A 14,990-nucleotide genomic window follows, 5' to 3' on the forward strand; every position below is an offset into this window, starting at 1 on the left:
GTCGGTGTTTCCCCCGCCGGGCACGCCGAGGGTTGAGGTCATCGGTCCCCTCGCCCAGTCCGCCACCGCGATGCATATCTCCACCCGACTGCTTTTCTAAGTCGCGCGACCCCCGCCACGCAACCCGATCATCGTGACAGTGACCTCCCCCACGGTCGCACGGCGAAACGTACGCCGAAATACCTGTCCGCGGGATCTTCGCGGCCCCTGAACACCGTCGTTCATGTGAGCTGTCCGTTCGTGGTCCCAGTTTCGCAGATGGCCGGGGGAAGGGACCCGGTTGTCGTCCCGGGCTCCGTCACACCGGCCCGGCGATGGCCGGGATCATTCCTCTGTGGAGCCGTACGTCGGGCCGGGGCCGTCCGTTCACGGGGTCCCGCTCTTCCCCTCGCGGCCCACCGGGCCCCCTGGCCTACCCTGAGGAGGTCACTAGCCCCCGGAGTCGGAGACGTCGCAGGTCATGACCGAACTGCCTTATCCCTACGAAGCCCCAGTCTCGCAGTCGCTGTTCGACCGCGCGGCGGCCGTCACGCCAGGTGGCGTGAATTCTCCGGTGCGCGCCTTCCGTGCCGTGGGCGGTACGCCCCGGTTCATGGTGTCCGGTACCGGTCCGTATCTGACCGACGCCGACGGCCGTGAGTACGTCGACCTCGTCTGCTCCTGGGGTCCGATGATCCTCGGGCACTCCCGCCCCGAGGTCGTCGCCGCCGCTCAGGAAGCCGTCGCGCGCGGTACGTCCTTCGGTACGCCCGGTGAGGGAGAGGTGGTCCTCGCCGAGGAGATCGTCGCCCGCATCGAGCCCGTCGAGCAGGTCCGGCTCGTCTCCAGCGGCACCGAGGCGACCATGTCGGCCATCCGGCTCGCCCGCGGGTTCACCCGGCGCACGAAGGTGATCAAGTTCGCCGGCTGCTACCACGGCCATGTCGACTCGCTGCTGGCCGCGGCGGGCAGCGGGGTCGCGACCTTCGCGCTGCCCGACACGCCCGGCGTCACCGGCGCCCAGGCCGCCGACACCATCGTCCTGCCCTACAACGATCTCGAAGCCGTGCAGGCCGCGTTCCACGCGCACCCCGGCGAGATCGCCTGTGTGATCACCGAGGCCTCGCCCGGCAACATGGGTGTGGTGCCGCCCGCGCCCGGCTTCAACCAGGGCCTCAAGGACGCCTGCGCGAAGAACGGCGCCCTGTTCATCTCCGACGAGGTCATGACCGGCTTCCGCACGAGCCGGGCCGGCTGGTACGGGATCGACGGTGTGCGTCCCGACCTGATGACCTTCGGCAAGGTGATGGGCGGTGGCTTCCCGGCCGCCGCGTTCGGTGGCCGCGCGGACGTGATGGCGCACCTCGCGCCGGCCGGGCCGGTGTACCAGGCGGGCACGCTCTCGGGCAATCCCGTCGCCACCGCCGCCGGGATCGCGCAGCTCCGGCTGCTCGACCAGGCCGCGTACGACACGATCGACGCGGTGTCGGAGCGGATCCGGACGCTGGTGACCGAGGCGCTCACCAAGGAGGGTGTGACCCACCGTCTGCAGAGCGCCTCCAACATGTTCTCCGTCTTCTTCACGGGACGCGAGGTGCGCGACTACGAGGACGCGAAGGCGCAGCAGTCCTTCCGCTACACCGCGTTCTTCCACTCGATGCTGGCGCAGGGCGTCTATCTGCCGCCGTCCTCCTTCGAGTCGTGGTTCGTGTCGACGGCCCATGACGACGAGGCGGTTCAGAGGATCGCCGACGCCCTTCCGGCGGCGGCACGGGCAGCGGCGGAGGCCACGGCATGAGCGAGACCACCGGCAAGAACGGTGCGGGCGACATCACCGTCGTCCATCTGATGCGGCACGGCGAGGTCGCCAACCCGGACGGGGTGCTCTACGGGCGGCTGCCCGGGTACCACCTGTCCGAGCTGGGCCGGCAGATGGCCGACCGGGTGGCCGAGCACCTCAGCACGCGCGATGTCACGCATGTCGTGGCCTCGCCGCTGGAGCGGGCGCAGGAGACGGCGACGCCGATCGCGAAGGCGCACGGGCTCGACCTGGCGACCGACGGGCGGCTCATCGAGGCCGACAACGTCTTCCAGGGCAAGACCTTCGGTGTCGGGGACGGCGCGCTGCGGCGGCCGGAGAACTGGAAGCACCTCGTCAACCCCTTCAAGCCGTCCTGGGGCGAGCCGTACGTCGACCAGGTCGTCCGCATGATGGGCGCGCTGGACGCCGCCAAGGACGCGGCGCGCGGCCACGAGGCGGTGCTGGTGAGTCATCAGCTGCCGATCTGGATCGTCCGCAGCTACGCGGAGAAGCGGCGGCTGTGGCACGACCCGCGCAAGCGGCAGTGCACCCTGGCCTCGCTGACGACGTTCACCTACCGCGGCGACAAGATCGTGTCCGTGGGCTACACCGAGCCCGCGCGCGATCTGGTTCCGGCTCATCTCCTCGCGGGCGCCAAGCCGGTGCCGGGCAAGAGCAAGGCGTTCGGGGCCTGATGCCCGATGCCTGATGGCCGATGCCCGATGCCCGATGCCCGGGGCCGGTGTTCGGGCCTGACGGGCCGGTCCGAAACCCGGGCCGAATGGGCGCATCTTCGTAAAATCATATAAATCACCGCGCGTTTATCGGAACCTCGGACTTCATCGTGCCCTCTCATGGGATGCCAGCTGAGAGCCAGCTGAGAGGGTGCGATGAAAAGAGGTCCGTATGCGGGACGTCAGCCGAAGGGGAATGATCGGCCTCGGTGCGGGTGCGGCGACCGCGCTCGGACTCGCCGCGTGCGGCACCACCTCGGGCAAGGACACCACGAGGCATCCCGACGCCTCCGCCACGGCGGGCACCGGCCGGCCCGGCGCCCCGAAGAAGCCGGCCGCGCGTCTCATCGGTGACGGATCCACCGCCTACACCGGCAAGCAGCCGCGCCAGCCGCAGGCCCCTGTGCCGCTGGAGCCCGGTGAGACCCCGCCGCAGTTCGTGGTCTTCTCCTGGGACGGGGCCGGAGAGGTCGGCACCGGCCTCTTCGACCGCTTCCTCCAGCTCGCCCGGGAGAACGAGGCGCACATGACGTTCTTCCTCTCCGGCCTGTATCTGCTGCCCGAGTCGAAGAAACGCCTCTACGACCCGCCGAACAACCCCCGCGGCGCCTCGGACATCGGCTACCTGAGCGACGAACACGTCCGCTCCACCCTGAAGCTGGTCCGTCAGGCCTGGCTCGACGGCCACGAGATCGGCACCCACTTCAACGGCCACTTCTGCGGCGGCTCCGGCTCGGTCGGCAACTGGACGCCCCGGCAGTGGACCAGCGAGATCGAGCAGGCCAAGTCCTTCGTCACCGAGTGGCGCACCAACACGGGCTGGACCGATCTGCCCCCGCTGCCCTTCGACTACGAGAAGGAGCTCATCGGCGCCCGTACCCCGTGCCTGCTCGGCCAGAGCAGCCTGCTGCCCGCCGTCAAGCAGCTCGGCTGGCGATACGACGCCTCCTCGCCCGGCGGCGTCCAGCGCTGGCCGCAGAAGAAGGAAGGGCTGTGGGACCTGCCCCTGCAGGCGATGCCCTTCCCCGGGCACCGCTTCGAGGTCCTCTCGATGGACTACAACATCCTCGCCAACCAGTCGGTCGCCACCACCCGGGCGCCCTCGTACAACTACCCGGGCTGGCGTACCCAGGCGTCCGCGTCGTACGTGGCGGGATTCAAGCGGGCGTACGAGACGAACCGCGCGCCCTTCTTCATCGGCAACCACTTCGAGGAGTGGAACGGCGGCATCTACATGGACGCCGTCGAGCACGTCTTCACGCACATCGCCCAGCAGAAGCAGAAGGGCGGCGACGTGCGCATGGTCTCCTTCCGGCAGTTCGTGGACTGGCTCGACGTCCAGCGGCCCGAGGTGCTGGCGAAACTCCAGGCGATGGACGTGGCCGAGGAGCCCTCCGGCGGCTGGCACCGCTACCTTCGGGGGCAGGCCGCCTGAAATGCGGGTTTCCGCCCGCAAGGGGGGTGCGGAAGATCCCCGAAACGGGCATGCGAAACTTTTCACATGAGTGCCGCCTGCCGCGCAGACCAGCGCCCGAACCGCCCCCGCGCCGCCCTGTACGCCGCGGGGGCCGCCGTAGCCGCGCTCGTGCTGTCCGCGTGCGGATCCGGCGGCACCTCCGGCGGCGCGGGCAACAGCAACTTCGTCCGCGGCAAGGACGGCATCTCCACCGTCGCCAAGGGGTCCAGGGACGCCGCCCCGGACCTGTCGGGCGAGACCATAGACGGCAAGCAACTCGACGTCGCGGACTACAAGGGCAAGGTCATCGTCCTCAACGTGTGGGGATCCTGGTGCCCGCCGTGCCGCGCCGAGACGCCGAACCTCGTCAAGGTCGCCAAGGAGACCGCCGCCCAGGGCGTGCAGTTCGTCGGCATCAACACCCGTGACCCCAGCACCTCCCCGGCCAAGGCCTTCGAGAAGCAGCAGGGCGTCCCGTACCCCAGCCTGTACGACCCGACGGGCAAGCTGATGCTCCGCTTCAAGAAGGGCACGCTCAACCCGCAGACGATCCCCTCCACGATCATCATCGACCGGGACGGGAAGATCGCGGCCCGCACGCTCCAGGCGCTCAGCGAGGACAAGCTGCACGAGATGCTCGACCCCGTTCTCGCGGAGAAGTGACCGACGTGTCCCTTCTCCAGACGTCCACGCAGCTCGCCGCCTCGACCGACATGAACACCACGGTCTACAGCGGCGCCCTGCTGCTCGCGCTGCCCATCGCCGTGCTCGGCGGCCTCGTCTCCTTCTTCTCGCCCTGCGTCCTGCCGCTGGTGCCCGGCTATCTGTCGTACGTCACCGGAGTCAGCGGCACGGATCTGGCCGAGGCCAGACGGGGACGCATGGTCGCGGGCGCCAGCCTGTTCGTGCTCGGCTTCACCGCCGTGTTCGTCTCCGGCGGGGCGCTGTTCGGATACTTCGGCTCGACGCTGCACGAGTACAACGGCACGCTCAGCAAGATCCTCGGCGCGCTGATGATCCTGATGGGTGTGTTCTTCATGGGGCTGATGCCCTGGCTCACCCAGCGCGAGTTCCGCTTCCACAAGCGGCCGGTGACCGGGCTCGCGGGCGCGCCGATCCTGGGCGCGCTCTTCGGCATCGGCTGGACGCCGTGCCTGGGCCCGACACTCACCTCCGTCACCGTGCTCTCCATGGACCAGGCGAGCGCCGGGCGCGGGGCCATACTGACGGTCGCCTACTGCCTCGGTCTGGGGGTGCCCTTCGTGCTCGCCGCGGTCGCCTTCCGCAAGGCGCTCGGCGCGTTCGGCTGGGTGAAGCGGCACTACACCTGGGTGATGCGGATCGGCGGCGGCATGATGATCGTGACCGGCCTTCTCCTGCTGACCGGTGCCTGGGACGGCATCGTGCAGCAGATGCAGACCTGGTCCGACGGCTTCACGGTAGGGATCTGACCCATGAGCAGCACTGACACCGGCAAGGCGGCCGAGTCCGCCCCGACACCGGAGGACGACGGCACTCCCGATCCGGTGAGCGCGAAACGGCACGTCGGAGTGGCCGCGGACGGCGAGCTCGGCGCGGCGGGATCCCAGCTGTCCACCGCGCCCGTGGATACGGCCATGCCCGGCTCCTTCGGCGGCGCCCGGACCCCCGGCGCCGCCGGGTGGATCGCCTGGACCGGGCGCGAGGTCACCGGCTGGACCCGCTGGATCTGGCGCCAGCTCACATCGATGCGGGTCGCGCTGATCCTGCTCTTCCTGCTGTCGCTCGGCGCCATCCCCGGATCGCTGATCCCGCAGTCCGGCACCGACGCCGCGAAGGTGCAGGCGTTCAAGGACGCGCACAGTGTGCTCGGTCCGCTCTACGACCGGCTCGGCCTGTTCCACGTGTACAGCTCGGTGTGGTTCTCCGCGATCTACATCCTGCTGTTCGTCTCGCTCATCGGCTGCATCGTGCCGCGCACCTGGCAGTTCGTCGGACAGCTCCGCGGCCGTCCGCCGGGCGCCCCCCGGCGGCTGACGCGGCTGCCCGCGTACACGACCTGGCGCACCACGGCGGAGCCCGAGCAGGTCCGCGAGATCGCGCTCAAGGTGCTCAAGCAGAAGAGGTTCCGGGCGCACGTCGACAAGGACGCCGTCGCCGCCGAGAAGGGCTACCTCCGTGAGACCGGCAACCTGCTCTTCCACATCGCGCTGATCGTGATGCTCGTCGCCTTCGCCTGGGGCCAGCTCTTCAAGTCCGAGGGCGACAAGCTGATCGTCGAGGGCGACGGCTTCTCCAACACGCTGCTGTCCTACGACGACTTCAAGTCCGGCAACCTCTTCAGCACCGACGACCTGACACCGTTCAGCTTCGACCTGAAGAACTTCACCGGCACCTACGAGCGGACCGGCCCCAACAAGGGCACACCCCGCACGTACCAGGCGGCCCTCACCTACAGCGAGGGTGCCTACGGCAAGGAGCGCAAGACGGTCGTCAAGGTCAACGAACCGCTCGTGATCGGTGACACGAAGGTCTATCTGACCGCCCACGGCTACGCGCCCACCGTGACCGTCCGCGACGGCAGGGGCGACGTCGTCTTCCACGACGCCGTGCCGCTGCTGCCGCTGGACTCCAACGTCACCTCGCAGGGCGCCGTCAAGGTCATGGACGGCTACAAGAACGCGCAGGGAAAGACCGAACAGCTCGGCTTCTCCGCGTTCTTCGTGCCGACCTTCGCCGGGGCGGGCAAGGGCGACATGTTCTCCCAGTTCCCCGCGCTCGACTATCCCGTGCTCGCGCTGAGCGGCTTCCACGGCAGCCTCGGGGTCGACGCGGGTCTCCCGCAGAACGTGTACCAGCTCGACCCGGCCCACATGAAGCAGTTCAAGGACGCCAAGGGCAAGATCGTCAAGGCGCGGCTGCGGCCCGGCGAGACGATGACGCTGCCGGACGGCGCCGGTTCGATCACCTTCGACAAGGACATCAAGGAGTGGGCGAACTTCCAGGTCACCCAGCAGCCCGGCAGTGACTGGGCGCTGGCCGGTGCGTTCACCGCGATCCTCGGACTCGCCGGATCGCTGTTCATCCAGCGCCGCCGTGTCTGGGTGCGGGCGACCACCGGCGACGACGGTGTCACCGTCGTCGAGATGGCCGGGCTCGGCCGCAGCGAGTCCGCGAAACTGCCCGAGGAGCTCGGCGACCTGGCCGCGCTCGTGCACGAACAGGCACCCACCAAGCCCGACGAAGACGCGGCACCCACCGACGCCGACGCCGACGCCGACGCCGAACCCCCCGTACCCGCCGCTGAAGGGGCCGAGAAGCAGTGACGCTCGCCACCGCACACGACCTGGGCGCCGTGACCGAACTGGCCACCGCGACCAACGAACACCTCGCCAACATCAGCAACACGCTGATCTACTCCGCGATGGCCGTCTACACCCTGGCCTTCTTCGCCTTCATCGCCGAGTGGCTCTTCGGCAGCCGCAGCAAGGTCGCCCGCACCGCCAGCGCGCTCACCGCGAACGGTACGGAGGCGGCCGCGTCGGCCCCCGAGGTCACCGTGCGGAAGGCCGGCGGGACCACCGTGCTGGAGCGGCCGAAGGTCGTCACCCGGTCCGCGGCCGGCGCGCGGGACGTGCCCGACGGGCCCGGCGCGCACGGCGGGGACGAACAGGGCGACCTCTACGGCCGGATCGCCGTGTCCCTCAGCGTGCTGGCCTGGGGCGTCGAGGCGGCCGGCGTGCTCGCCCGCGCCCTGTCGGTGCGGCGGGCCCCCTGGGGCAACATGTACGAGTTCAACATCACCTTCTCCACCGTCGCCGTCGGGGTCTTCCTCGTCCTGCTCGCGCTGAAGAAGAACGTCCGCTGGCTCGGCCTCCCGCTGATCACCACGGTCCTGCTCGACCTCGGTCTCGCGGTCACCGTCCTGTACACCGCGAGCGACCAGCTCGTCCCCGCGCTGCACTCGTACTGGCTGTACATCCACGTCTCGACCGCGATCCTGTGCGGCGCCGTCTTCTACGTGGGCGCCGTCGGCACGATCCTGTACCTCTTCAAGGACTCGTACGAGAACAAGCTCGTGAACGGCGGGCAGCCCGGCAGCTTCGCCACCTCCGTCATGGAGCGGCTGCCCTCCGCGGCCTCGCTCGACAAGTTCTCCTACCGCGTGAACGCGGCCGTCTTCCCGCTGTGGACCTTCACGATCATCGCGGGCGCGATCTGGGCGGGCGACGCCTGGGGCCGCTACTGGGGCTGGGACCCGAAGGAGACCTGGGCGTTCATCACCTGGGTCGCCTACGCCTGCCACCTGCACGCGCGCGCCACGGCCGGCTGGAAGGGCCGCAAGGCCGCCTACATCGCCCTGATCGCCTTCGGCTGCTGGCTGTTCAACTACTACGGCGTCAACATCTTCGTCGGCGGCAAGCACTCCTACGCGGGCGTCTGACCGCTCGCCCTCGAAGACCCTAGGACGGCGGCAGGCACTGGGCCGCCGGTGGCCTGCCGTCCGGCCAGGCGATCTTCACGAAGCGGGCGCGGCTGTCGTGGGTCAGTTCCACGATCGGCACGGCCTTGTCGTACGGGTTCCCGTGGGCGTCCAGACAGATCCACCCGCTCGCCCCGTTCACCCGGAGCTGCGCGCCCTTCACCTGGGGCCACTGGAGGCCGACGTCCGCGAGCGCGGGGATCCGCCCGGTCGGCGAGGCCCCGCGGATACCGCGCACGGCGAGCCGCATGGCGTCGTAGGCGATGATCAACTGCCCGTCGTCGAGGGAGACCGGACCGATGGGCCCGGCCGGCTCGCGCGCGGCCTCGGCCAGCAACCGCTGGAGCACCTTCGCGTCGGCCGCGCTGCCGCCGGTCCGCGCGTTGTCCTCCACCCAGGCGTCGGGATGGGCGAGGGCCGTGTAGCGCACGGTCAGCAGCGGGTCCTTCAGGGCGGCCGGGTCGAGGTCCTTGTCGCCCGCGAGGTACGAGCCCTCGTCGCCGGTGAGCACGGTGAAGCGGCGGTCGGAGCAGCCCCGGGCGCCCAGCGCGTTGATGAACTGCCGCAACTGGGTGTGCCGGCCGGCGAACAGGACGGTGTTCGTGGTCTTCGGCGTGTTGCACAGGATGTTGGCGATCTGCGCGAAGACGTTGGCGGTGCTGCCCTCCTTGCTGCGGTCGGCGGGCGGTGTGAACGGCTGGGCCTCGTAGCGCGCGCCCTTCAGCATCCTCTCGAACGACGCCTGGAGCGTGCGCGTGTACGGGTCGCCGGTCCGGTCGTAGACCAGGAAGGCGTTGGCCGCCGACACCTTGGCGAAGGAGGCGAGGGCGCGTGCCTCGTCGGTGTTGGTGGGGGAGACGCGGGCGAGCCCCGGGAAGGGGTCCTTGCCGTCCTGTCCGTTGGCGAGGCTGTCGGCGGTGATCGAACTCCCTATCACCGGGATGCCCCGCCTGGTGAGCTCCGCGACCGCCTTCTTGTTGTTGTCCGTGCTCACTCCGACTCCGGTCACCGCGCGCAGCCGGTCCGGGGCCTTGGTCATCCGGTCGAGCTGGTCGACGGTGTGACGCCAGGAGGCCCCGGTGGCACCGGGGTTGGCGAGCACGAGCCGGATCTTCGGCTTCAGCCCGGTCGTGTCGTGGTTGGCCTGGTACTGCGCCAGATAGGCGCCCTGGAGTTCGTGGAGGGCGTCGGCGAGGTTGTCGGCGTCGGTCGCGGTGAAGGGTTCGAGCAGGGCGACGGTGACGTAACTGCCGGGCTTCAGGCGGTGGTTCTCGCGGTTGATGGCCCGTACGGTCGCGGCGAACCGCGCGCGCCCGAAGGCGTACGCCGTCGAGGAGACGCCCACGCACTCTTCGCCGTCCTTCGGCTGGACGACTCCCGGCGCGCACGAGCGGTCCACCTTCGCCGCCGTCATGCCGCCCCACACGCCGAGGCCGGCGAGGGCGGCGGCGAGCGTCAGCGCGACATACCTGCGGAAACGAATCTCCCAGATGTCCTCGCGCAGCCAGACCCATAAGCGCGCCATCACCGTCCTCCGTCCTCGTCGTCCGGGACGCGCAGCGGCCGGCCGGCCAGGGCGTCCGAGGGCCAGTCCCGCGAGGCCCGCCACAGCAGGGCGTTGCCCGCGGGCCGCAGGTTCGAGAGCTGTTCCAGTTCGAAGCGCAGCCGCTCGGCCACCCTCGGGTCCGGCAGCACCAGGGGGTCGGTGAGCTGCCACACCGCGTGCAGCAACCGCCGTACGCGCAGGTGCAGTACGGCGTCCACGCCGGCCGGCGGCCGGTGCGTGGCGTCCGTGCGGCCGAGGGCGACGGAGGCGCGGTGGTCGGGGCCCTCGAAGTCGCGGCCGTCCGGATCGTGGGCGTGGTAGTAGGGCGCGGAGGCGATGAACAGCAGCGAGGACAGCCAGGCGCGGGTGTCGGAGCCGGGGAAGGTGTCGCGCAGTTGCGCGACCGCGAAGTCCGCCTTCCCGAGGGCGAGTTCGTGGTGCAGTCGGTAGCGGTCACTGTCGGCCGGGGAGGTGTCGGCCAGGTCCTGGTAGTGGTCGACGAGGGCGCGGTGCACCGCCCGCCATCGTTCGTGGCCGGTGTCGTCGTGATGCAGCCTGAGCAGGAGGAGCGCGCGCAGGAAGGGATCGCCGACGAACTGTCCGGCCGCCGTCGCCCAGCCCTCCGACGCGAGCCGTTCCTCCAGGTCCAGGACGCCGGACGCGCCGAAGTCCTCCGGCAGCCGCGACTGGGCGAGCGAGCACGCCGAGTCGCGGTCGTGGGCCGCGGCCAGCACGGTCAGCTCGTCGAGCCGGCCGCCGGGGACGAGCCGGCCGAGGAGTTCCTGATAGGCGGGGCGGCCCGCCTGGTCCTCGTGCGGGGCGATGTCGGCGGTGAGCAACGTGCCGAGCGAGTCGGCGCCCTCGGTCAGGTTCTGCCGGACCGAGGCGGCCAGCAGGGTGATACCGAGCGGGCTGCCGCCGGTCAGCCTGTGTGTGGCGTGCGGGAGTTGGGGTGGCACGACGGCCGGGGCGGCGGGCCCGGCGCCGTTCGACGCGGTGTCCATGATGTGCAGGGTGTCGTCGGGGGTCAGCGGCGGCAGCGGGACGAGCAGGGCCCGCGAGGACGGCGTGGCACCGGGCCTCCAGTCGGTGCCGCGGGCCGTCTCGGGCAGCGCGAGGCGGCCCGCGTTGCGCAGCGCCGGATGCGCGTAGCCCCGTAGCGCGGCGAAGAACACGGCCTGGTCCTTGATGCCGTCGGCGCGGTCGCGCAGGACCGGCTCCAGGAGTCCGAGGCCCGCGGGCTCCTGGACGTTGTCGATCAGCAGGACCGGGCGTCCCCGCCGGTGGGAGCGCTGGACGACGCCCGAGTAGGCGTCGTCGAGGTCGGCCAGCAGGGCCCGTACGAGGTGGCGTTCGGCGTGTCTGCGGGAGTCGCCGCCCGCCCGGAAGTGGCGGGAGAGCAGGATCAGCGCGAGCTTGGGGCTGCCGCCCGCGTTCGGGTAGTCGCGGTACCAGCCGGCGGCTCTGCGCAGCCGGCGGTGGGCCGGGGAGACGCCTTCCGCGAAGGCCTCCAGGGTGGCCTCGATGATGGGTTCCACCACCGGACCGGTGCCGCTCATCGAGGCGACGAGTTTGGAGATCACCTTGCTCACCCAGCGCCCCGCGAATCCCGACAGCCAGGACTCGGTTTCGCTCAGCAGCAGGATGCGCTCCGCCTCCTGCCGGATGCGGGGCACGTCGCGGTCGCTCCAGCCGCCAGCCGCCACGGCCAGCAGCCCGGACGACAGCCGCGGGAAGCCGATCCGTCCGGCGCCCTTGACCGGTTCGGCGAGCTGTTCGGCGGCCGTGGTGAGCGCCTGCCCCACCGGGGACCAGGACTCGGCCGGGCGGTCCGGGGGCGGTGCGCCGAACTGCCTTTCCTCGCCGTCGATCAGGGCGACGGGCGTGTGTCCGCGGTAGGCCTCGCGCAGGGCGAGGAGTACGGCGGTCTTGCCCAGTCCCCGGCCGCCCGCGAAGACCACGAAGGGCGGCTCCTCGGGGTGTTCGTACGGTGTGGCGCGGAGCTGGTACGGACGCAGGCCGACCAGTCGTGACGCGAGTCCGGGCGGATCGGTGTCGAAGAGCGCCCCCCGGCCGTGCAGCCCTGTGTGCACCGCATCTCCCCCTGGTCCGCGGTCCGGTCCATTCCCTATGTGCTGCTGTGAGGTGTATCAACAACAGTTTAAGAAGGGGGGGGTTGGTTCGGGATAGGGCATCCGGTGTCCGTTCAGTTACGAAAACGTTCAACCGTTCAACCGACAGTGATCGAATCGAGTTTTCGGCGCAGGTAGACGTGGGAATCCACCGGTTCGTACACGACGCGGCCGACGGGGGCGGGCACCGACTCGACCAGTGTTCCCGGTGTGCACTCGCCGAAGTACACGAGCGAGATCAGCTCCTCGGCGGGTGCGTCGGCCGGCGGCGGCAGCACCCGGTGCCGTCCCGAACGCCACCGGTCGCCGGTCCAACGGGCCATGAGATCACCGATGTTGATCGTCAGCGCCGCCGGGTCGAACGGCGCGTCCCGCCAGCCGTCGGTGTCCGTGAAGACCTGGAGCCCGCCCTTGCCCGCCTGCCGGTCGAGGATGGTGACGGTGCCGAAGTCGGTGTGCGGCCCGATGCGGAACTGGCCGGGCCGCGCCTCGCCGACGACCTCCGTGCCCGGATACCAGTTGATGTTGAAGCCGTACGTCGGATGGTCCATGTGGCGGGTGAAGAAGTCCGGTTCGAGGCCGAGCGCCCGGCCGAGCAGTTCGAGGAGCAGGTTCTCCAGCCGCGCCATCTCCGCCAGGTACTCCTCGCAGAGCGCCCGCAGCTCCGGGGCCTCGGCGGGCCAGACGTTCGGCGCGTACCACTGCGCGTTGGTCTCCGGGTCCTCGAACGGCTCGTGCGTCGCGAACGTCAGCGACTCCTTGAGGTCCGGCGGGGTCTCGGTGCCCTCCGCGTAGCCGTTGGCCTCGGCGCCGGGCCCGAGCCAGCCACGCCCGCCGACCCGGGCCGCGTACGGCTGCTTGACCGTGGCGGGCAGTACGAAGAAGGTCCGGGCCGCGTCCCGCACGCGGCGGCGCAGTTCGGGGTCCACGCCGTGCCCGGTGACGAGCAGGAAGCCGGCCGTGCGCAGGGCGTCGTCGACGGTGCGGGCGAGCGCGGCACGGGCGTCACGGTCCCCGGAGAGCCAGGGCCGCAGGTCGACGGTGGGGACGCCGGAGAGCGCGGGGTGCGCGGAGTCGGCGGTGGTGTCGGGGACGCCGGAGAGCGCGGGGTGCGCGGAGTCGGCGGTGGTGTCGGGGACGCCGGAGAGCGCCGGACGCGCGGAGTCGGTGGTGGTGCCGGGCGGTCCGGACGCCGCCGGGTGTGCGGAGCCGACGGCGTCGGCGGAGCCGGAGGCCGCCGGGCGGGCGGGACCTTCGGTACCGGACGCTGTTCTCGGGTCATTCACCGATGTCCTCGTTCCACAGGGCCGGGTTCTTCTCGATGAAGTCGCGCATCAGCGCGGTGCACTCGGGATCGTCGAGCAGCACGATCTGCACGCCGTGTTCGGCGAGCCAGTCGTGGCCGCCGCGGAAGGTGGCCGCCTCGCCGACGACCACCCGGGAGATCCCGAACTGCCGGACGAGCCCGCTGCAGTACCAGCACGGGGACAGCGTGGTCACCATGGTCGTACCGCGATACGACCGCTGCCGTCCCGCGTCGCGGAAGGCGGCCGTCTCGCCGTGCGCCGAGGGGTCGCCGTCCTGGACGCGGCGGTTGTGGCCGCGGCCGAGCAGGGTGCCGTCCGCGCCGTACAGCGCGGCCCCGATGGGGATACCGCCCTCGGCGAGCCCCGCGCGTGCCTCCTCCAGAGCCGTCGCGAGCCACGCGCGGGCCTGTGCCTGATCGATGCGCTCCATGACTCCACTGTCCCCCGGGTCCCCCTCTCCCGTCGCCGGAACACGAGGGTGATCGGGGGGAGTGCTCACCGGGCCGTCGCGGGGGCGAGGGGATCTCCGGTCCTGCGGGCCAGGACGAAGGCCTACGGGGTGGCCTCGTGGGGGTCGGCCTCGCGGACGAGCCGGGCGACCTCGGACAGGCCGGCCGCCCGCAGGAGTCCGGCGACCCGCTCGGGCGGGAAGCGGTGGACGTCGAGGTCCACGTCGTGGCCGTACGCGTGCTCCAGACGCACGTGTTCGTCGCCCGCCTTGAAGGCGAGGAGCAGATGGCCGCCAGGGGCGAGGACCCGGTGGAACTCGGCGAACATCTCGGGCAGTTCGTCGATGGGTGTGTGCACGGTGGAGTACCAGACCAGCGCTCCGCCGAGACCGGCGTCCGGGAGGTCCAGGGCCGTCATCGTCCCCACCTCGAACCGCAGCCGGGGATGCGTCCGGCGGGCCACCTCCACCATCCCCGGCGACAGGTCGATCCCGAACGCGTCGAGCCCGAGCTGCTCCAGATGGACGGTCACCCGACCGGGACCGCAGCCGAGGTCCGCCACGGGACCGCCCCCGCCGACCCGCACCCGCTCGGCGAACGCCGCCAGCATCGCCATGTCCAGTGGTTTCCGGTCCAGTTCGTCCCTGAGCAGTTCCGCGTAGTCGGCGGCGACGGTGTCGTAGGAGGCGCGGGTGGCGTGGAGGCGAGGCGTCATGGTGGTGCAGGGTAGGGCGGGGGCCGACGGACGGGGTGCCTACAGGCCGGTCGGGTAGAGCTCCGGCCGGCCCACCGTCCAGGGCTCCGCCGAGCTCGCGTTGCCGAAGGAGACCAGCCGGCCGAAGGAGGCGAGGGATGCGAGGCCGCTGTGGAGGGTCTCGCCGGGCACCGGGTCCAGGACGAGGTCCACCCCGCGGCCTGCGGTCGCCGCGCGGACCTCGTCCCGGAAGGAGCCCATGAACACCTCGTCGTAGCCGTTGCCGAGTGCGTATCCGGCGCGTCAACCGGCTGCGACGGGCCGAGTTCGACGCTCGCTTCCCGGGCCTGATCGCTCTCGTCCTGCGCGAGGAGCCGCCCCGCTGAGCGGTCTCGGCGGGGGTCCGGCCGCGTCGCGGAGGCGCCCGGCG

Annotated in this window: 12 protein-coding genes and 2 pseudogenes; 8 read left to right on the top strand and 6 right to left on the bottom strand. The window is 71.0% G+C overall.

The genetic code is table 11. The annotated features are described in order from the left end of the window. Positions 1 to 460 precede the first annotated feature (460 nt). The 7 genes from hemL to ccsB all read left to right on the top strand — a co-directional run bounded on the left by hemL (position 461) and on the right by ccsB (position 8,393). Positions 461 to 1,777, top strand: a complete 1,317-nt coding sequence (gene hemL, locus ACFXGX_RS13745) for a glutamate-1-semialdehyde 2,1-aminomutase (RefSeq protein ID WP_384789462.1) — start codon at positions 461 to 463, stop codon at positions 1,775 to 1,777. Beyond that, a complete protein-coding gene (locus ACFXGX_RS13750; protein WP_384789465.1) occupies positions 1,774 to 2,475 on the top strand; it encodes a histidine phosphatase family protein in 702 nt (233 codons plus the stop codon). Before hemL ends, ACFXGX_RS13750 begins: the two co-directional genes overlap by 4 nt. Positions 2,476 to 2,686: 211 nt before the next feature. Continuing rightward, a complete protein-coding gene (locus ACFXGX_RS13755) occupies positions 2,687 to 3,949 on the top strand; it encodes a hypothetical protein (RefSeq protein ID WP_384789468.1) in 1,263 nt (420 codons plus the stop codon). 66 nt (positions 3,950 to 4,015) lie between these two features. Then, complete coding sequence (locus ACFXGX_RS13760; protein ID WP_384789471.1) at positions 4,016 to 4,633, top strand: TlpA family protein disulfide reductase; 618 nt, start codon at positions 4,016 to 4,018, stop codon at positions 4,631 to 4,633. Positions 4,634 to 4,683: 50 nt separating this feature from the next. Beyond that, positions 4,684 to 5,421 carry a cytochrome c biogenesis CcdA family protein gene (locus tag ACFXGX_RS13765; RefSeq protein ID WP_384789700.1) on the top strand — a complete coding sequence of 246 codons (738 nt, stop codon included), beginning with the start codon at positions 4,684 to 4,686 and terminating at the stop codon, positions 5,419 to 5,421. Between the two features lie 3 nt (positions 5,422 to 5,424). Continuing rightward, positions 5,425 to 7,275 (top strand): cytochrome c biogenesis protein ResB, encoded by a 1,851-nt coding sequence (locus ACFXGX_RS13770; RefSeq protein ID WP_384789474.1) that lies wholly within the window; start codon positions 5,425 to 5,427, stop codon positions 7,273 to 7,275. After that, on the top strand, positions 7,272 to 8,393 hold the full coding sequence (ccsB, locus tag ACFXGX_RS13775) for a c-type cytochrome biogenesis protein CcsB (protein WP_384789477.1): 1,122 nt from the start codon (positions 7,272 to 7,274) through the stop codon (positions 8,391 to 8,393). The genes ACFXGX_RS13770 and ccsB overlap by 4 nt, the downstream gene beginning before the upstream one ends. 19 nt (positions 8,394 to 8,412) lie before the next feature. Here the strand turns inward: ccsB and ACFXGX_RS13780 are convergent, their stop codons facing one another. The 6 genes and pseudogenes from ACFXGX_RS13780 to ACFXGX_RS13805 form a co-directional block, all read right to left on the bottom strand. After that, positions 8,413 to 9,957: an ABC transporter substrate-binding protein gene (locus ACFXGX_RS13780; RefSeq protein ID WP_384789480.1), complete on the bottom strand. Its 1,545-nt coding sequence runs from the start codon at positions 9,955 to 9,957 to the stop codon at positions 8,413 to 8,415. Further along, entirely contained in the window at positions 9,957 to 12,071 is a 2,115-nt protein-coding gene (locus ACFXGX_RS13785) for a hypothetical protein (RefSeq protein WP_384789483.1), read from the bottom strand. Before ACFXGX_RS13785 ends, ACFXGX_RS13780 begins: the two co-directional genes overlap by 1 nt. A 137-nt stretch (positions 12,072 to 12,208) precedes the next feature. Continuing rightward, entirely contained in the window at positions 12,209 to 13,144 is a 936-nt protein-coding gene (locus ACFXGX_RS13790; RefSeq protein ID WP_384789703.1) for an isopenicillin N synthase family dioxygenase, read from the bottom strand. 244 nt (positions 13,145 to 13,388) lie between these two features. Next, the gene (locus ACFXGX_RS13795; protein ID WP_384789486.1) at positions 13,389 to 13,847 is read right to left on the bottom strand and encodes a nucleoside deaminase; all 459 of its coding nucleotides are present in this window, start codon (positions 13,845 to 13,847) and stop codon (positions 13,389 to 13,391) included. A 122-nt stretch (positions 13,848 to 13,969) separates the two neighbouring features. Further along, complete coding sequence (locus ACFXGX_RS13800; protein WP_384789489.1) at positions 13,970 to 14,581, bottom strand: class I SAM-dependent DNA methyltransferase; 612 nt, start codon at positions 14,579 to 14,581, stop codon at positions 13,970 to 13,972. A 45-nt stretch (positions 14,582 to 14,626) separates the two neighbouring features. Continuing rightward, positions 14,627 to 14,863: pseudogene (locus ACFXGX_RS13805) on the bottom strand (zinc-binding dehydrogenase); the annotation flags it as partial. Between ACFXGX_RS13805 and ACFXGX_RS13810 the strand changes: the two are divergent. Next, positions 14,857 to 14,946: pseudogene (locus ACFXGX_RS13810) on the top strand (transcriptional regulator); the annotation flags it as partial. The pseudogenes ACFXGX_RS13805 and ACFXGX_RS13810 sit on opposite strands and share 7 nt — an antisense overlap. Positions 14,947 to 14,990: the final 44 nt, after the last annotated feature.

The sequence above is a fragment of the Streptomyces sp. NPDC059371 genome, from assembly GCF_042751995.1.
GTDB lineage: Bacteria > Actinomycetota > Actinomycetes > Streptomycetales > Streptomycetaceae > Streptomyces.